Origin of the sequence: Pseudomonas fluorescens (assembly GCF_040448305.1) — a bacterium.
GTDB classification, from domain to species: domain Bacteria; phylum Pseudomonadota; class Gammaproteobacteria; order Pseudomonadales; family Pseudomonadaceae; genus Aquipseudomonas; species Aquipseudomonas fluorescens_BH.
In genome coordinates, this window is the sequence record NZ_CP148752.1 from 106,877 (window position 1) to 124,764 (window position 17,888).

At 56.3% G+C, this 17,888-nt stretch carries 9 protein-coding genes, 2 tRNA genes and 4 rRNA genes; 9 read left to right on the plus strand and 6 right to left on the minus strand.

The features are described 5' to 3' along the window. Window positions 1–270: 270 nt before the first annotated feature. The gene (locus WHX55_RS00530) at window positions 271–1,170 is read right to left on the minus strand and encodes a LysR family transcriptional regulator (protein WP_150753713.1); all 900 of its coding nucleotides are present in this window, start codon (window positions 1,168–1,170) and stop codon (window positions 271–273) included. Between the two features lie 157 nt (window positions 1,171–1,327). On the opposite strand from WHX55_RS00530, the gene WHX55_RS00535 reads away from it, so the two are divergent. From WHX55_RS00535 to rrf (WHX55_RS00570), 8 genes are all read left to right on the plus strand, one after another. Next, window positions 1,328–2,509 carry an acyl-CoA dehydrogenase gene (locus WHX55_RS00535; protein ID WP_046043971.1) on the plus strand — a complete coding sequence of 394 codons (1,182 nt, stop codon included), beginning with the start codon at window positions 1,328–1,330 and terminating at the stop codon, window positions 2,507–2,509. Between the two features lie 11 nt (window positions 2,510–2,520). Further along, window positions 2,521–3,741: a CaiB/BaiF CoA-transferase family protein gene (locus WHX55_RS00540; RefSeq protein WP_353741810.1), complete on the plus strand. Its 1,221-nt coding sequence runs from the start codon at window positions 2,521–2,523 to the stop codon at window positions 3,739–3,741. Between the two features lie 584 nt (window positions 3,742–4,325). Beyond that, window positions 4,326–5,862: ribosomal RNA gene (locus WHX55_RS00545) — 16S ribosomal RNA — on the plus strand. A gap of 160 nt (window positions 5,863–6,022) precedes the next feature. Further along, a tRNA-Ile gene (locus WHX55_RS00550) sits at window positions 6,023–6,099 on the plus strand. Window positions 6,100–6,129: 30 nt separating this feature from the next. Beyond that, window positions 6,130–6,205, plus strand: a tRNA-Ala gene (locus WHX55_RS00555). A 248-nt stretch (window positions 6,206–6,453) separates the two neighbouring features. Further along, window positions 6,454–9,347 (plus strand): 23S ribosomal RNA (locus tag WHX55_RS00560). 151 nt (window positions 9,348–9,498) lie between these two features. Then, window positions 9,499–9,614: ribosomal RNA gene (gene rrf, locus WHX55_RS00565) — 5S ribosomal RNA — on the plus strand. A gap of 108 nt (window positions 9,615–9,722) precedes the next feature. Further along, a 5S ribosomal RNA gene (rrf, locus tag WHX55_RS00570) occupies window positions 9,723–9,838 on the plus strand. The 16S, 23S and 5S rRNA genes sit together here with 2 tRNA genes alongside, the layout of an rRNA operon. A gap of 105 nt (window positions 9,839–9,943) precedes the next feature. Here the strand turns inward: rrf (WHX55_RS00570) and WHX55_RS00575 are convergent. The 5 genes from WHX55_RS00575 to WHX55_RS00595 all read right to left on the minus strand — a co-directional run bounded on the left by WHX55_RS00575 (window position 9,944) and on the right by WHX55_RS00595 (window position 16,999). After that, on the minus strand, window positions 9,944–10,411 hold the full coding sequence (locus WHX55_RS00575; protein WP_353741811.1) for an SRPBCC family protein: 468 nt from the start codon (window positions 10,409–10,411) through the stop codon (window positions 9,944–9,946). Window positions 10,412–10,433: 22 nt separating this feature from the next. Further along, entirely contained in the window at window positions 10,434–13,844 is a 3,411-nt protein-coding gene (locus WHX55_RS00580; protein WP_353741812.1) for a non-ribosomal peptide synthetase, read from the minus strand. A gap of 13 nt (window positions 13,845–13,857) precedes the next feature. Further along, the gene (locus WHX55_RS00585; RefSeq protein WP_353741813.1) at window positions 13,858–14,787 is read right to left on the minus strand and encodes a diiron oxygenase; all 930 of its coding nucleotides are present in this window, start codon (window positions 14,785–14,787) and stop codon (window positions 13,858–13,860) included. Continuing rightward, window positions 14,784–15,560 carry a DUF3050 domain-containing protein gene (locus WHX55_RS00590; RefSeq protein ID WP_353741814.1) on the minus strand — a complete coding sequence of 259 codons (777 nt, stop codon included), beginning with the start codon at window positions 15,558–15,560 and terminating at the stop codon, window positions 14,784–14,786. The genes WHX55_RS00585 and WHX55_RS00590 overlap by 4 nt, the downstream gene beginning before the upstream one ends. 728 nt (window positions 15,561–16,288) lie before the next feature. Beyond that, window positions 16,289–16,999 carry a GntR family transcriptional regulator gene (locus WHX55_RS00595; protein WP_150756640.1) on the minus strand — a complete coding sequence of 237 codons (711 nt, stop codon included), beginning with the start codon at window positions 16,997–16,999 and terminating at the stop codon, window positions 16,289–16,291. 196 nt (window positions 17,000–17,195) lie between these two features. Between WHX55_RS00595 and lapG the strand changes: the two genes are divergently transcribed. Continuing rightward, window positions 17,196–17,888, plus strand: coding sequence for a cysteine protease LapG (gene lapG / locus WHX55_RS00600; protein ID WP_150756641.1), 693 nt, complete (start codon window positions 17,196–17,198; stop codon window positions 17,886–17,888).

The following is a 17,888-nucleotide window of genomic DNA, read 5'->3' on the forward strand; positions in this document are numbered from 1 at the left end:
AAGTCACCCCGTGACCGAATGTCGCAACCAACCGGCTCAATCCCTTGCAGACCGTGCTTTTCAAGGATTCTGGCCGAAATTGAAGAATTTACACATCGGCCGTATGAATGATGCGGCATCGCCTCGAAATAGTGGCGCAAAGCCGCGTTGTCAGGCGCTTGTGGGACGTTTGTACGACTTTTCGATACAGTTTGCTGGTATGCGACAAATACGTATATCTGTAGGGCTTTTATTTTGCTGACTACGAGGTCAAATAATCATGAAGAGCCTCTACCCCTCTAGGCTGTAGCTGTGCGCCTGATTTACCAGCCAGTCACGAAATGCCCTTAAAGACGCGGATTCGACCTTCCGCTCAGGAATCATCAGGTAGTAAGCCTTGATGCTGGACAGTGCTTGCGGGTTGGCGATCACCAGGCGTTTCTCTTTCAACTCCCTTTGAATCAGGAACGGCGGAATCAGGGCAATGCCCATGTCGTGCATGGCCGCTTGGGCGAGCATGGAGAATAGCTCGTAGCGGGGGCCTGTCATGTCTCGTGGGACATTCAGGTGTTGGGAGTCGAACCATTGGCGCCAGGCATAGGGGCGGGTGGTTTGTTGCAGGAGAGGTAAGTCGGCGATTTCGCCGGGCGTCAGACTGGTTTTGTTTCCGAGCAGGTTGGGGCTGCAAACGGGCATCGGATTTTCACCCATCAGCCTGTGGGATTCTGTACCCGACCAATCCGCGTCACCGAAGTAGATGGCGGCATCAAAATCAGTGTCGGCGAACAGGAACGGCCGCGTGCGGTTGGTCAGGTTGACCGTCACCTCCGGGTGCTTTTGCTGGAAGTCCTTGAGTCGCGGCAGCAGCCATTGGGTGCCGAATGTCGGAACCACGGCCAACTCGATCACGTTGGTGCCCTGCTGGCCCATCACGGACAGGGTGTCGCGCTCAACCGCATCGAGTTGGGTAGCCACTCGACGGCTGTAGGAGAGACCAGCTTCCGTCAGCTTGACCCCGCGCCGCGAGCGTCGGAACAGTTCCACGCTGAGGAACTCTTCAAGGCTGGCGATCTGTCGGCAAATCGCCCCTTGAGTCAGCGAAAGTTCCTGGGCGGCCTTGGTGAAGCTCTCGTGGCGCGCCGCTGCCTCGAAGCTGATCAGGGCGGTGGTGCTGGGTATCTTTCTGCGCATGTACGTCAACCTCACTAATACATCGCATAAAGGCTCTTTCGCGACGTTTCGGAGTGAGAAATTAGCACAACAGTATGCAAAATCCTCGTTTGCCGTAGCGCCGATCCGGGCCTAGGATCAGTCCACGTTATTTGACCCAATTCGAGAGGACACACTCATGGGCGGTAAAGCTAGCTTCAACTGGATCGATCCCCTGCTGCTGGATCAACAGCTCACTGAAGAAGAACGCATGATTCGCGACACGGCTGCGCAGTTTGCTCAGCAGAGCCTTGCACCGCGCATTCTTGAAGCTTTCCGCCATGAGAAGACCGATCCGGCGATCTTCCGCGAAATGGGCGAGATCGGCCTGTTGGGCGCAACCATCCCCGAGCAGTACGGTGGCAGCGGCCTGAACTATGTCAGCTACGGCCTGATCGCCCGTGAAGTCGAGCGCATCGACTCCGGCTATCGCTCGATGATGAGCGTGCAGTCCTCGCTGGTGATGGTGCCAATCAATGAATTCGGTACCGAAGCGCAGAAGCAAAAGTACCTGCCGAAACTGGCGTCGGGCGAGTGGATCGGCTGCTTCGGCCTGACCGAGCCTAACCACGGCTCCGACCCGGGCGCGATGATCAGTCGTGCGCGCAAAGTGGAAGGCGGCTACAGCCTCACCGGCAGCAAGATGTGGATCACCAACAGCCCGATTGCCGATGTGTTCGTGGTCTGGGCCAAGGACGATGCCGGCGACATTCGCGGCTTCGTTCTGGAGAAAGGCTGGAAAGGCCTGAGTGCTCCGGCGATTCACGGCAAGGTGGGCCTGCGGGCATCGATCACCGGTGAAATCGTGATGGACAACGTGTTCGTGCCGGAAGAGAACATTTTCCCGGATGTCCGTGGCCTGAAAGGTCCTTTCACTTGCCTCAACTCGGCACGTTACGGCATCTCCTGGGGTGCGCTGGGTGCAGCCGAGTTCTGCTGGCACACCGCTCGCCAGTACACCCTGGATCGTCAACAGTTCGGTCGCCCGCTGGCCGCCACTCAGTTGATCCAGAAGAAGCTGGCCGACATGCAGACTGAAATCACCATGGCGCTGCAAGGCTGCCTGCGTCTGGGTCGTATGAAGGACGAAGGGACCGCTGCAGTCGAAATTACCTCGATGATGAAGCGCAACTCTTGCGGCAAGTCCCTGGACATCGCGCGCATGGCTCGCGATATGTTGGGCGGCAACGGCATCTCCGATGAATTCGGTGTCGCGCGTCACCTGGTCAACCTGGAAGTGGTGAACACCTATGAAGGTACTCATGACGTCCATGCGCTGATCCTCGGTCGTGCGCAAACTGGCCTCCAGGCGTTCTATTAAGGAGAACGTCCATGGGCGCGCTATCGCATCTACGGGTACTGGATTTATCGCGGGTGCTGGCCGGGCCATGGGCCGGGCAGATCCTGGCCGACCTTGGCGCCGAAGTGATCAAGGTCGAGCGTCCGGGTAACGGCGATGACACGCGCGCCTGGGGACCGCCGTTCCTTAAAGACGCTTATGGCGAGAATACCAGCGAGGCCGCCTATTACTTGTCGGCCAATCGCAACAAGCAATCGGTCACCATCGACTTCACTCGCCCTGAAGGGCAGAAGCTGGTGCGTGATCTGGCGGCCAAGTCGGACATCCTGATCGAGAACTTCAAGGTCGGCGGTCTGGCGGCTTATGGCCTGGACTATGAATCGCTGAAGGCGATCAATCCGGATCTGATCTATTGCTCGATCACCGGGTTCGGCCAAACTGGTCCTTACGCCAAGCGTGCGGGTTATGACTTCATGATCCAGGGGCTGGGCGGCCTCATGAGCCTGACGGGGCGACCTGAAGGCGAAGAAGGCGCGGGGCCGGTGAAGGTTGGCGTAGCGCTGACGGACATCCTGACCGGGCTGTATTCGACTGTTGCGATCCTGGCTGCGCTTGCGCATCGGGACCACGACGGCGGTGGTCAGCATATCGATATGGCTCTGCTGGACGTGCAGGTGGCTTGTCTGGCCAACCAGGCAATGAACTATCTGACGACAGGCAATGCGCCTAAACGCCTGGGTAATGCTCATCCGAACATCGTGCCCTATCAGGATTTTCCTACGGCTGATGGCGATTTCATCCTTACCGTCGGCAACGATGGGCAGTTCCGCAAGTTCGCGGAAGTGGCCGGGCAGCCGCAGTGGGCGGACGATCCGCGTTTTGCGACCAACAAGCTGCGGGTGGCAAACAGGGCAGTACTGATTCCGCTGATCCGCCAGGCAACGGTGTTCAAGACGACCGCTGAGTGGGTGGCGCAGCTGGAACAGGCTGGCGTGCCGTGCGGGCCTATCAATGACGTGGCGCAGATGTTTGCCGACCCTCAGGTGAAGGCGCGTGGGTTGGCTATCGAGCTGCCGCATGCGCTGGCCGGGATGGTGCCTCAGGTGGCGAGCCCGATTCGACTGTCGGAAACGCCGGTGGAGTACCGTTTTGCACCTCCTCTGCTGGGTGAGCACACGCTGGAAGTTTTGCAGCGGGTGTTGGGCCTGGATGCCGGGGCGGTGTCCGCATTCAAGGCTTCGGGCGTTCTCTGATAGGTCTCTTCTATATAGAGGGGTGTTTCGGCTCCTCTATATAGGCTTCCTTTGAGTGGTTTTGGTGCTTTCTGCAACTTGTTGATAGAAAACCTAAATCAGTGCTTGACGGCAGATTCTGGAAGTCTATAATTCGCCCCACTTCCGGCGCAGTCGAAACGGAAAACTCCTTGGTAAACAACGAGTTAGGCAGGTTTCGGCAGCAGGTTGCTTCAGTTCATCGAAGCCAAAAGGAAGTTGAAAAAGAGGTGTTGACAGCAGCGTGTAACGCTGTAGAATTCGCCTCCCGCTGATGAGAGATCTGAAGCGCAAGTGGTTGAAGTTGAAAAGGAAACTTGGAAAACTTCTGAAAATAATCACTTGACAGCAAATGAGGCTGCTGTAGAATGCGCGCCTCGGTTGAGACGAAAGATCTTAACCAACCGCTCTTTAACAACTGAATCAAGCAATTCGTGTGGGTGCTTGTGGAGTCAGACTGCTAGTCAACAGATTATCAGCATCACAAGTTACTCCGCGAGAAATCAAAGATGTAACCAACGATTGCTGAGCCAAGTTTAGGGTTTTCTCAAAACCCAAAGATGTTTGAACTGAAGAGTTTGATCATGGCTCAGATTGAACGCTGGCGGCAGGCCTAACACATGCAAGTCGAGCGGATGACAGGAGCTTGCTCCTGAATTCAGCGGCGGACGGGTGAGTAATGCCTAGGAATCTGCCTGGTAGTGGGGGACAACGTTTCGAAAGGAACGCTAATACCGCATACGTCCTACGGGAGAAAGCAGGGGACCTTCGGGCCTTGCGCTATCAGATGAGCCTAGGTCGGATTAGCTAGTTGGTGAGGTAATGGCTCACCAAGGCGACGATCCGTAACTGGTCTGAGAGGATGATCAGTCACACTGGAACTGAGACACGGTCCAGACTCCTACGGGAGGCAGCAGTGGGGAATATTGGACAATGGGCGAAAGCCTGATCCAGCCATGCCGCGTGTGTGAAGAAGGTCTTCGGATTGTAAAGCACTTTAAGTTGGGAGGAAGGGCATTAACCTAATACGTTAGTGTTTTGACGTTACCGACAGAATAAGCACCGGCTAACTCTGTGCCAGCAGCCGCGGTAATACAGAGGGTGCAAGCGTTAATCGGAATTACTGGGCGTAAAGCGCGCGTAGGTGGTTTGTTAAGTTGGATGTGAAAGCCCCGGGCTCAACCTGGGAACTGCATTCAAAACTGACAAGCTAGAGTATGGTAGAGGGTGGTGGAATTTCCTGTGTAGCGGTGAAATGCGTAGATATAGGAAGGAACACCAGTGGCGAAGGCGACCACCTGGACTGATACTGACACTGAGGTGCGAAAGCGTGGGGAGCAAACAGGATTAGATACCCTGGTAGTCCACGCCGTAAACGATGTCAACTAGCCGTTGGGAGCCTTGAGCTCTTAGTGGCGCAGCTAACGCATTAAGTTGACCGCCTGGGGAGTACGGCCGCAAGGTTAAAACTCAAATGAATTGACGGGGGCCCGCACAAGCGGTGGAGCATGTGGTTTAATTCGAAGCAACGCGAAGAACCTTACCAGGCCTTGACATCCAATGAACTTTCCAGAGATGGATTGGTGCCTTCGGGAACATTGAGACAGGTGCTGCATGGCTGTCGTCAGCTCGTGTCGTGAGATGTTGGGTTAAGTCCCGTAACGAGCGCAACCCTTGTCCTTAGTTACCAGCACGTCATGGTGGGCACTCTAAGGAGACTGCCGGTGACAAACCGGAGGAAGGTGGGGATGACGTCAAGTCATCATGGCCCTTACGGCCTGGGCTACACACGTGCTACAATGGTCGGTACAGAGGGTTGCCAAGCCGCGAGGTGGAGCTAATCCCACAAAACCGATCGTAGTCCGGATCGCAGTCTGCAACTCGACTGCGTGAAGTCGGAATCGCTAGTAATCGCGAATCAGAATGTCGCGGTGAATACGTTCCCGGGCCTTGTACACACCGCCCGTCACACCATGGGAGTGGGTTGCACCAGAAGTAGCTAGTCTAACCTTCGGGAGGACGGTTACCACGGTGTGATTCATGACTGGGGTGAAGTCGTAACAAGGTAGCCGTAGGGGAACCTGCGGCTGGATCACCTCCTTAATCGACGACTCAGCTGCTCCATAAGTTCCCACACGAATTGCTTGATTCATTGAAGAAGACGATAAGAAGCAGCCAAAAGGGTTGTAGCTTAGTTGGTTAGAGCGCACCCCGTGCTTTGTGGTAAAGAGCAGGGTGAGGTCGGCCTTAGCAGCTCGAAATTGGGTCTGTAGCTCAGTTGGTTAGAGCGCACCCCTGATAAGGGTGAGGTCGGCAGTTCGAATCTGCCCAGACCCACCAATTTTGTGTGGGAAACGCCTGTAGAAATACGGGGCCATAGCTCAGCTGGGAGAGCGCCTGCCTTGCACGCAGGAGGTCAACGGTTCGATCCCGTTTGGCTCCACCACTAACTGCTTCTGATTGTATAAAGCTTAGAAATGAGCATTCCATCGAGACGATGGTGAATGTTGATTTCTAGTCTTTGACTAGTTCGTTCTTTAAAAATTTGGGTATGTGATAGAAAGATAGACTGAACGTTACTTTCACTGGTAACGGATCAGGCTAAGGTAAAATTTGTGAGTTGCTCTTAGGAGCTCAATCGAATTTTCGGCGAATGTCGTCTTCATAGTATAACCAGATTGCTTGGGGTTATATGGTCAAGTGAAGAAGCGCATACGGTGGATGCCTTGGCAGTCAGAGGCGATGAAAGACGTGGTAGCCTGCGAAAAGCTTCGGGGAGTCGGCAAACAGACTTTGATCCGGAGATGTCTGAATGGGGGAACCCAGCCATCATAAGATGGTTATCTTGTACTGAATACATAGGTGCAAGAGGCGAACCAGGGGAACTGAAACATCTAAGTACCCTGAGGAAAAGAAATCAACCGAGATTCCCTTAGTAGTGGCGAGCGAACGGGGACTAGCCCTTAAGTGGCTTTGAGATTAGCGGAACGCTCTGGAAAGTGCGGCCATAGTGGGTGATAGCCCTGTACGCGAAAATCTCTTGGTCATGAAATCGAGTAGGACGGAGCACGAGAAACTTTGTCTGAATATGGGGGGACCATCCTCCAAGGCTAAATACTACTGACTGACCGATAGTGAACTAGTACCGTGAGGGAAAGGCGAAAAGAACCCCGGAGAGGGGAGTGAAATAGATCCTGAAACCGTATGCGTACAAGCAGTGGGAGCCCACTTTGTTGGGTGACTGCGTACCTTTTGTATAATGGGTCAGCGACTTATTTTCAGTGGCGAGCTTAACCGAATAGGGGAGGCGTAGCGAAAGCGAGTCTTAATAGGGCGTCTAGTCGCTGGGAATAGACCCGAAACCGGGCGATCTATCCATGGGCAGGTTGAAGGTTAGGTAACACTGACTGGAGGACCGAACCGACTACCGTTGAAAAGTTAGCGGATGACCTGTGGATCGGAGTGAAAGGCTAATCAAGCTCGGAGATAGCTGGTTCTCCTCGAAAGCTATTTAGGTAGCGCCTCATGTATCACTGTAGGGGGTAGAGCACTGTTTCGGCTAGGGGGTCATCCCGACTTACCAAACCGATGCAAACTCCGAATACCTACAAGTGCCGAGCATGGGAGACACACGGCGGGTGCTAACGTCCGTCGTGAAAAGGGAAACAACCCAGACCGTCAGCTAAGGTCCCAAAGTTATGGTTAAGTGGGAAACGATGTGGGAAGGCTTAGACAGCTAGGAGGTTGGCTTAGAAGCAGCCACCCTTTAAAGAAAGCGTAATAGCTCACTAGTCGAGTCGGCCTGCGCGGAAGATGTAACGGGGCTCAAACCATACACCGAAGCTACGGGTATCACCTTCGGGTGATGCGGTAGAGGAGCGTTCTGTAAGCCTGTGAAGGTGAGTTGAGAAGCTTGCTGGAGGTATCAGAAGTGCGAATGCTGACATGAGTAACGACAATGGGTGTGAAAAACACCCACGCCGAAAGACCAAGGTTTCCTGCGCAACGTTAATCGACGCAGGGTTAGTCGGTCCCTAAGGCGAGGCTGAAAAGCGTAGTCGATGGAAAACAGGTTAATATTCCTGTACTTCTGGTTATTGCGATGGAGGGACGGAGAAGGCTAGGCCAGCTTGGCGTTGGTTGTCCAAGTTTAAGGTGGTAGGCTGGAATCTTAGGTAAATCCGGGATTCTAAGGCCGAGAGCTGATGACGAGTGTTCTTTTAGAACACGAAGTGGTTGATGCCATGCTTCCAAGAAAAGCTTCTAAGCTTCAGGTAACCAGGAACCGTACCCCAAACCGACACAGGTGGTTGGGTAGAGAATACCAAGGCGCTTGAGAGAACTCGGGTGAAGGAACTAGGCAAAATGGCACCGTAACTTCGGGAGAAGGTGCGCCGGTGAGGGTGAAGGACTTGCTCCGTAAGCCCACGCCGGTCGAAGATACCAGGCCGCTGCGACTGTTTATTAAAAACACAGCACTCTGCAAACACGAAAGTGGACGTATAGGGTGTGACGCCTGCCCGGTGCCGGAAGGTTAATTGATGGGGTTAGCTAACGCGAAGCTCTTGATCGAAGCCCCGGTAAACGGCGGCCGTAACTATAACGGTCCTAAGGTAGCGAAATTCCTTGTCGGGTAAGTTCCGACCTGCACGAATGGCGTAACGATGGCGGCGCTGTCTCCACCCGAGACTCAGTGAAATTGAAATCGCTGTGAAGATGCAGTGTATCCGCGGCTAGACGGAAAGACCCCGTGAACCTTTACTATAGCTTTGCACTGGACTTTGAATTTGCTTGTGTAGGATAGGTGGGAGGCTTTGAAGCGTGGACGCCAGTTCGCGTGGAGCCAACCTTGAAATACCACCCTGGCAACTTTGAGGTTCTAACTCAGGTCCGTTATCCGGATCGAGGACAGTGTATGGTGGGTAGTTTGACTGGGGCGGTCTCCTCCTAAAGAGTAACGGAGGAGTACGAAGGTGCGCTCAGACCGGTCGGAAATCGGTCGTAGAGTATAAAGGCAAAAGCGCGCTTGACTGCGAGACAGACACGTCGAGCAGGTACGAAAGTAGGTCTTAGTGATCCGGTGGTTCTGTATGGAAGGGCCATCGCTCAACGGATAAAAGGTACTCCGGGGATAACAGGCTGATACCGCCCAAGAGTTCATATCGACGGCGGTGTTTGGCACCTCGATGTCGGCTCATCACATCCTGGGGCTGAAGCCGGTCCCAAGGGTATGGCTGTTCGCCATTTAAAGTGGTACGCGAGCTGGGTTTAGAACGTCGTGAGACAGTTCGGTCCCTATCTGCCGTGGACGTTTGAGATTTGAGAGGGGCTGCTCCTAGTACGAGAGGACCGGAGTGGACGAACCTCTGGTGTTCCGGTTGTCACGCCAGTGGCATTGCCGGGTAGCTATGTTCGGAAAAGATAACCGCTGAAAGCATCTAAGCGGGAAACTTGCCTCAAGATGAGATCTCACTGGGACCTTGAGTCCCCTGAAGGGCCGTCGAAGACTACGACGTTGATAGGTTGGGTGTGTAAGCGCTGTGAGGCGTTGAGCTAACCAATACTAATTGCCCGTGAGGCTTGACCATATAACACCCAAGCAATTTGCGTCGAAAGGCCAGATTGCGGTGTGTGAAGACGAAACGAACCGAAAGTTCGAATCTCACAAAACACCGAAAACTGTCACATACCCAATTTGCTGAAGCGCGGCCAACCGGCCACGACTCAGTACCCGAATTTCTTGACGACCATAGAGCGTTGGAACCACCTGATCCCATCCCGAACTCAGCAGTGAAACGATGCATCGCCGATGGTAGTGTGGGGTTTCCCCATGTGAGAGTAGGTCATCGTCAAGATTAAATTCCGAAACCCCTATCTGCGTATGCAGGTAGGGGTTTTGTTTTAGTAGAAGTCACCAGTTTTCACTGGCACGTTAAATTTCTAACGGGCTGGTCACAGAATTTCTTGACGACCATAGAGCGTTGGAACCACCTGATCCCATCCCGAACTCAGCAGTGAAACGATGCATCGCCGATGGTAGTGTGGGGTTTCCCCATGTGAGAGTAGGTCATCGTCAAGATTGAATTCCGAAACCCCTGTCTGCTAACGCAGACAGGGGTTTTGTCGTTTCAGGGGTACTGAAAAGCCCGTTGTGGAACCTCTCCACAACGGGCTTTTTCACGTCTTATGCAAACAGCTTCAGCACATTGTTCATCGCATCATCGGCAAAACCCTGTACGAAGTCTTTGAAGCCCGGCAGTGCCTCGGCGCCACCCTGCGTCGGTTCGGCAATGATGGTCCAGGTGGCTCGGGACTTGCCCGCATCCAGTGGTTCAACGCTCATCGCTGCCCACAGATTGGCCACACCCAGAGTGTTGTAGATAGTGGTCCAGGTCATATGCCGTGCCTGGTCGTCCCGGGAGTTGAGTTGTTCGACCACCAGATTGCCGTCCTTGAAAACCTTTTTGCGCAGCGATGACACGCCATCACCGGTCATTTCGATGTGCGACAGCGCCGGGATGAAGCGATCGAAGCCGGCAAAGTCACCGACTACGGCCCATACCTGCGCAGCATCGGCGGGCACGTCCACCGAGGACACCACGTGGCAGCCTTGAGGGTTTTTGATCAGGGTGTCGGGTTGCAGAGTACTCATGGTTTTGCTCCGTTGGGTTGAGTCAGATGAAATTGATTTCTTTGAGGTAGTCGCAGCCGCGACGCAGCAGCGCCGGGGACTTTTGCGGGTAGTGCGCGCCCATTAGCCGAACACCGGCCTGGGCGTTGTCGTGACCGATCATCGAGATGTCGCCGATGTCCTCCTCGAAGCCGTTGAGGTAGAACCCCAGCACGCCGAACAGAGCGTTGTCGCTGTCCACCCGACCCAGTTGCTGTTGCCAGTCGGCGACGCTGACCATCGCGAATTCGCGGCCCGCTTCGCGGAAGGACGCCACGTAGTTGTCCCAGCTCAAGGGTTCGGGGTTGTGTAGGTTGAACACCGCTTGTTCCGGTTGATAACGACTGGCGTGGAAGGCGATGAATCGGGCGAGGAAGTCCACCGGCATCAAATCGAAGTTCAAGGCGAATTCCGGCACCTGGCCAAGCTGAATCGAGCCCTTGAGCATCAGCATCAGGCGATTCTTGTGCGGCTGGCACACGCCCGTGAGGCTGTTGAAGCTGATGTTGCCGGGTCGGTACAGATTGACCCGCACCCCAAGCTCCCGCGCCCGTTCGAGGATGCGCTCGCCGACCCATTTGGACAGGTTGTAGCCGTTCTTGATGTAGATCGGTGGTGTGGGTGCGGCCGGCAACTCAAGCACTCGGCCGTCGGCGGATATCGTGCTGGAGGCCGAGAGCGTCGAGACGAAGTTGAAGATTTTTTTGCTGCGTCCTTCGCACAGGCGCAAGCACTCGAAAATCGGCTCGACGTTGTCCGGGGCGAGCGACTCGTAATCGAGGACGTGATTGACGTTGGCCGCGTTGTGCACCAGTGCGCCAAACTCTCGATCCAGTAGCTGGTAAACCTCGGGCGCCAAACCGAGTTCCGGCCGCGTGATGTCTGCCGCGTAAACCCGCACCCGGCTCATATCCAGATGCTCCAGACGGTTCTCCCGCAACGCCTGGGCAAAGCGCTCGCCCGCCGATTGCCCATTGCTGTCGCGAACCAGGCAAGCGACTTCGCTGGCACCCCAGGCCAGCAGCGCCTCGACGATGTGTACACCGACAAAGCTGTTGGCACCGGTGACGATTACCTTGTGCACATCGCCCATGCGGCTGACGGGCAGCGGCTGAACATCCAGTTCGCGGAAGGCGTCGCGCATGGCTTGTTCGCTCAGCGCTTCTTCGCTGCCGGAGCCGCGTACCAGTGTCGCCAGTTTCGCGAGAGTGGGCAGTTCGATGAAACGGTTGATCGAGATGCTGCGCCCGAACTCCTCGCGCAGTCGCAGGAGCATGCGCGACAGCAGGATCGAATGCCCGCCCAGATTGAAGAAGCTTTCGTCGGTGGAAATGTCGCTCGCCGGCAGCTCCAGTAACTCGGCCCAGATCTCCAGCAGTAGGGCCTCATCGGCGCTGGCGGGCAGGCGTCGTGGAGGGTGCTCGGTGACGTTGAGCGGCAACTCCAGAAGCGCTTTGCGGTCGACCTTGCCATTACTGGCGTAGGGCATGGCTGTCAGCTCGGTCCATGCAAGGGGGCGCATGTAGTCCGGCAGGTGCTGTGTCGCGTGGGCCTTCAACGCTTGGCGAGCGGTGCCGGTAAGGTCTTCCCGGGGTTGGGCAACGAAAGCCAGAACCCGCCGCTGGCTATCGATTACCACGGCAACCTGGCGGTACAACTGACTGTCGCGCAGACAGCGCTCAATCTCTTCCGGTTCGACCCGGAAGCCGCGAATCTTCACCTGATTATCACGCCGACCGCACAGCTCGATCCCTTCCGCCGTCCACTTCGCCATGTCCCCGGTGCGATAGACGCGCAGGGTCCGGCCATCAGGCAAGTTCAAGTGCAGATAGCGCTCAGCGGTTTGCTGCGGGTTGTTCAGGTAACCCAGGCACACACCCGGGCCAGCGATGTACAGCTCACCGACGGTCTGTTCGGCCACCGGTTGAAAGTCGTCATCGAGAATCAACACCTGGCTGTTGGCGATTGGAGCGCCCAGCGAGCGGTTGTTGTCGCCTGCTAGGAGTTTGCGCGCGGTAATCAGCACCGTGGCTTCAGTGGGGCCGTAGAGGTTGTAGAGCTTGCCCTGACGGCTCAACTGCTCGATGACCCACGGCTCGCAGACATCGCCGCCGGTCATCACATGATCCAGGCACTGCAATTGCTCCAGCGGCAGGATGCTCAACAACGCCGGCGGTAAAAAGGCGTGGCTCAATTGCCGATGACGGATCAGTTCCACCAGTTGCAGCGGATCGCGGCGTTGGTCATCGCCGGGCACGATCAGCTCGGCGCCCTGCAACAGGGTCGGGAAGATATCGATCAGCGATGAGTCGAAACCCAACGAAGAAAACTGCAGCACCCGGCTCTGGCGGGTCAGCTGTACATAGTCGGCGTACCAGTGGGTGAAGTGCGCGAGGTTAGCCTGGCTGAGCAACACGCCCTTCGGATGGCCGGTGGTACCCGAGGTGTAGAGCGCCATGCAGGGCGCATCGAGGTCGGGGCGTTTGCGCATCAAAGGTTGAGAGAGGTCTGCTTCATGGGCGTCGATATTGCTGATGTCCAGCCCTGGCATCTCGTTCGCCAGGGGATGCTCGCCGTCATGCAGCAACAACACCGCGCCGGCATTCGACAGGATGTACTGCTGACGTTGCAACGGATGGCTCGGCTCCAGCGGCAAGTACACCGCGCCGCTGCCCAGGATCGCCAGGATTCCCGCATACAGCGCACTGCATTTGGGCAGGCAGATCCCGATGACGACCAAGCCTTGATGCTGCTCCAGCAGCGGTCGCAGACGTTGCTGGATGGCGCGGCTGTGGGCGTGCAACTGGCGATAGTCGAGGGTGTTGCCGTCGATGCTCAAGGCCGGATGGTCGGCACTCTGGATGCATTGCTGTTCCAGCCTTTCGATCATCGGCGTTTGCGCGAGTTGCTGCAGTCGTCGGTCGGCGGTGGCATTGAGGCGATGCATGAACGCGAGGCTGTCCAGGAACCGCAGGCTCTCTATGCGCTCGAAGCGGGCAGGTACGGCGGGTTCGGCGTGTTGAAAATAATCGGCATCGCGCGAGTAGCGGCTGACCAGCAGCGCCACGTGGTCAACCAGTGCTGTCATGGCCTGCATACGCAACGCCTGGCCGTTGCCCGACGGTTCATCGGCAATGGGTACACGGGCCAGCAGCGTTGAACCATGGCAGCACAACACGTCCAGCGATGGCAGGCCGGATGCCTGCGGCAGGCCAAGGCCCAACTGCAATGTCAGTCGTGGCGCCTGACAGCTGAACTGAAGCGACGTGCCATCGTCGATCAGTAGATCCGCAGGCCCCGGCACTTCGTCGAGTGGGGATATCCGCGTCAATGAGTGACCGTGTTGTTCGAGTTCCAATGCCAGGTCGGTCAGGGCCTGGCTTTGTCCGCTGAGCAAAATGTCGAGACGTCTCATGATGGGCTCCTCGTCAAACCAGGTAGTCGCTGAGGGCGGTTTGTACGCACGGCGAATCGAGCAGCGAGCTGCTGTGGAAAAACCGCACAATGTTGGCCACCAGCGGGTGATGGCGATTGATCGGGAAGGCCAGTGCCGACACTTCGTTCTTGAGGGCGTGGCGCGCCGTATCTTTGATCTGCAGTGCGTCGATCAAGCGGAAGTCGAAGGATTTCTGGATGTCGTTGGTCAGGTAGTGACTAACGAACACCGGCAGGATCTGCGCGATGCACTGGCGGTCCTCTGCACTTGCGGTGTGCCAGTAGATGCGTACCAGCCGCGCCCAAAAACCGGAGTGACGCCCCTCATCCAGCAAGTGATCGGCCATCAGGCCCTTGATCGAGTGCTTGACCGTATCGTCCTTGGCGAACGCGGCGACATCACCGGTCACCGTGTTTTCGGCGATGGCCACGCAGATCAGTTCTACGGCGCTACGCAGGTGTTCCGGTGCGAGCGCCATGGCCGCCGGTATCGCCCGGCTCAGCTCGATCTCATCCGGCAACTCAATGGGGGCGATGCCGGTCATGGCGATGGTCTGTTGCATGAAATCCATCGCCACCAACGCGTGGTAATCCTCGTCCACCACGACAGTCATGGCGTCGTAGCGGCAGGCGAACGGGAACTCGACCGCGAAGCGATTCTTGGCAATGCTGCGGGCGGTTTTGTCGACGATCTCGGTTTCGAAGATCACCACATCGTTGATGAACTTGTAGAGCGTCTGCACCAGGGCGAAGTCGCGCTGTTCCGGGCATGCGCGCAGAAAGGTTTCGCTCAGCACCAGCGGTTGGCGGCTCAAGGGGTAGATCAGTTTGTCGTCGTTTTCCAGCACGCGGCGCGGGCGCGTACGGATGGTCGCGCGGCTCTCCCAGGCATCGGCGAAGGATTGGTAGTCGGCGGCGTTCATGCGCTCATCTCCACGACGGATTCGTTCATGCTCAGGCGCAACCCGTCCCACAGGGCGATACGACTTTCCACGGCAGCGATGGCGCTGGCGTACACGTCTTCCTGCCGTTGCGGGTCGCTATCGACCAGTCGCGACAGGAGCTTTTCCGCTGCCGGGCCGTGGTCCTCGGAATCGACCTCAATGTGCCGTTCGAGGTAGTACCGGAAAGTCGGCGCCTGTTCGATGCCGATACCCCAATCGTCGAGAATGCGCCGGAACATCTGCGGAATAACGCTCTCGCGACCGTGCAGAAACGCCGCGGCCACACTGTGACCCGGCGCATGCAGTGCTGTGTGTAGCGTATGGCGAACGAAATTGGCGGCCGCCGGATCGACGTTGACGCTCTGCAAGGCCACGTCGTAGTTCACGCCTTCTTGCTGCAGGGCCACGAAGCGTTCGATGGCAACGGTGCATGCCCCGACCTCGCGCATTGCATCCAGGTACAACTCGAAGTGGCTGTAATGGCCCTGGACCGGGCGATCATCCGACTCCTCACCCAGTACGATCTCGTTGATCAACCGCGCGGCCTGGGGATCCTGCGGCGGCAGCCAGGACAGTCGCATGCAGGTCAGTTCCTGTTGCAGGCGCTTGGTCAGCGACATGAAGTCCCATACGGCAAACACGTGGGTTTCCATGAAGCGTCGCAGGATCGGCAGCGAATGTATTTCAGAGAAGATCGGGTGTTCGCTAAGTTCGGATTTTTTTTGAATCAGACGTTCTTTAGTTGGTTTCATGGATGAGCCTGTAAATGATCCGGGGTGAAAAGTAATCAAGCACTGAAGTTCGCTGGAAGTTTTCCTCTGGCGAACGGGTACCTCAAACTAATTGATCTTTTTCAGTGCCATGGATGCCGAGTGGCTGAGGCGTTGTAGCCGTTTGTGGCTGACGGCGAAGAAAAACTAATACACATATAAAGTGTTGATCAACTTGTTTCGGTATTATTTTAATATTCAACTTTTTTGAAGATGATAAGTTTCAATAAAACTTTTTATATTGGTTTTATTTTGGCGTAGTTACTCCTTCCGGCTTATATGAGTCAGAATTGAATAAAGAGTGAATGCCTCACTCGAAGTAACTTCTTTAGCGGGTGTCGTTGGGGATGTCTGAGGGGGTGGAAGTGGGGCGCGAGTGATGCCGATCCTTCCGTTCCCGTGATGAGGCTCCTTCCTTCGCTTCTGGGGGCAGGGACTGCTCCATTCGCACGGAGCGTCACCCGTTATTTGTCCTGGTTATCCAGAGTGGGCGTAAATCGAGGTGGCCGCCATTACTGAGGCATCACGCAAGCGTTGCAATGGTCGGGCTTTAAGGCGGCGGGGCGTTGGGGCGCGGCATGGCACCGCAAAGGTGGTGTGGTATGGGGCGGGGGGATTTGTAATCAAATTATTCGCGGAGCATTTTTTGGGGGGATGCGCGGCAAGCGAGGTGAACCCTTCGATAGGTTCCCCGGGCTTGCCGCCGCGGGCTACTTCGACCTGTTCCTGGCCTGGACTTCAGGGCTGTTGAGGTAGCGCGTAATGACCTCGACCCCTCGGTTCAGGTGATGTTCGAGCAACTTCACGGTGCGTTCGACGTCCCGGTCTTCGGCGGCCCGCAACAGTGCCCGGTGGTCGTCCTGGGACAGTTTGCCCAGGCCCATGGCTTCCAGGTTGAAACGCAGGAACCGCTCCTCTTCGATCAGACCGTCTTCGACCAGATTCAACAGCCGGCGATTGGGCGCCCGACTGTAAAGCGCCATGTGGAACAGGCGATTGAGCCGGCCGATTTCGGTGTAGTCGCTTTGCGTTTCGAGTTCGTCGATGTAACGGGCAGCCTGTTCGAGATCTTCGTCCCGGAGCAGTGGCACCGAGAGACGCAGGGCTTCGGATTCCAGCAGGATGCGCAGCGCATAGGTTTCCACGGCGTCGCCCTGGACCAGCGGCGCGACCACGGCGCCCTTATGGGCAATCACGTTGAGCAACGATTGTGCTTCGAGCTGGCGCAAGGCCTCGCGTACGGGCATGCGGCTGACGCCGAACAGGTCGGCGAGGTCTTGCTGGCGCAGGGCCGCACCGCAAGGAATGCGCCCGTCGAGTATGGCCGCGCGCAGGGTTTCTTCGATCACCGAGCGTGCCATATGAGCGGGAATCGGCCCGTTGACCTTGATACTGCTGAGAGGGTTGGGCTTTTGTGTCACTAAACGCACCCTGATTGATGGAATTTTTTTGGATCCAAGTGACCCTAGTAACTGACTGACGGCTTGTCAAACAGGCTCACGAGTGCCCTTCTTGCAGTTTAGCGCGCCGCCAGTGATCTCACTGTGCCATTGTCTTTTCCCGGTCTAACCTTCACCATTCAAACGACTCCCTCCTGCCTATCCAGGATGCCTCGCATTGGCGGCAAGTTTAACGATCCCCCGGATTTTACGCTGGCTGTGCAGCGCATTGTTGCTGACTGGCGTGATGCTGGGCAGCTTGAGCGCCGATTGGGATTTTTCCCTGATCAGCCGACGGGCGCAGGCATTGTATGGACCTTTGGGAGAAGGTCAGCAGCGCATTAATGATTGGCAATACTTGCTGGCCAGTCAGAAGCAGCTCGGCGAATTGGAACAACTCAATGTGGTCAATCGCTTTTTCAACAAACAGCTGCGATACGTCGAAGACATCGACCTGTGGCACGAAGTCGACTACTGGGAAACCCCGATCGAAGCCCTCTGGAAAGGCGCTGGCGACTGTGAAGACTACGCTATTGCCAAGTACTTCAGCCTGCGTCACCTCGGTGTAGCCAGTGAAAAGCTGCGTATCACCTATGTCAAGGCACTGACCCAGAACCGTGCGCACATGGTGCTGACCTACTACTCGAGTCTGGAAGTCGAGCCCCTGGTGCTCGACAGCCTGATTGATGCAATCAAGCCGGCCAGCCAGCGAATGGATTTGCTGCCGGTCTACTCTTTCAATGCAGAAGGGTTGTGGTTGCCGGGTGCCAAGGGCAACAAAAAGGTCGGCGATACCAAACGCCTTTCGCGTTGGCAGGATGTGTTGAAAAAAATGCAGGCCGAAGGATTCCCGGTCCAGACGACTAACTAG

What these genes read in the sequence shown, in the direction of transcription:
- WHX55_RS00530 (WP_150753713.1), bottom strand. Translation starts at nt 1,170, where the DNA reads ATGCGCAGAAAGATACCCAGCACCACCGCCCTGATCAGCTTCGAGGCA.
- WHX55_RS00535 (WP_046043971.1), top strand. Translation starts at nt 1,328, where the DNA reads ATGGGCGGTAAAGCTAGCTTCAACTGGATCGATCCCCTGCTGCTGGAT.
- WHX55_RS00540 (WP_353741810.1), top strand. Translation starts at nt 2,521, where the DNA reads ATGGGCGCGCTATCGCATCTACGGGTACTGGATTTATCGCGGGTGCTG.
- WHX55_RS00575 (WP_353741811.1), bottom strand. Translation starts at nt 10,411, where the DNA reads ATGAGTACTCTGCAACCCGACACCCTGATCAAAAACCCTCAAGGCTGC.
- WHX55_RS00580 (WP_353741812.1), bottom strand. Translation starts at nt 13,844, where the DNA reads ATGAGACGTCTCGACATTTTGCTCAGCGGACAAAGCCAGGCCCTGACC.
- WHX55_RS00585 (WP_353741813.1), bottom strand. Translation starts at nt 14,787, where the DNA reads ATGAACGCCGCCGACTACCAATCCTTCGCCGATGCCTGGGAGAGCCGC.
- WHX55_RS00590 (WP_353741814.1), bottom strand. Translation starts at nt 15,560, where the DNA reads ATGAAACCAACTAAAGAACGTCTGATTCAAAAAAAATCCGAACTTAGC.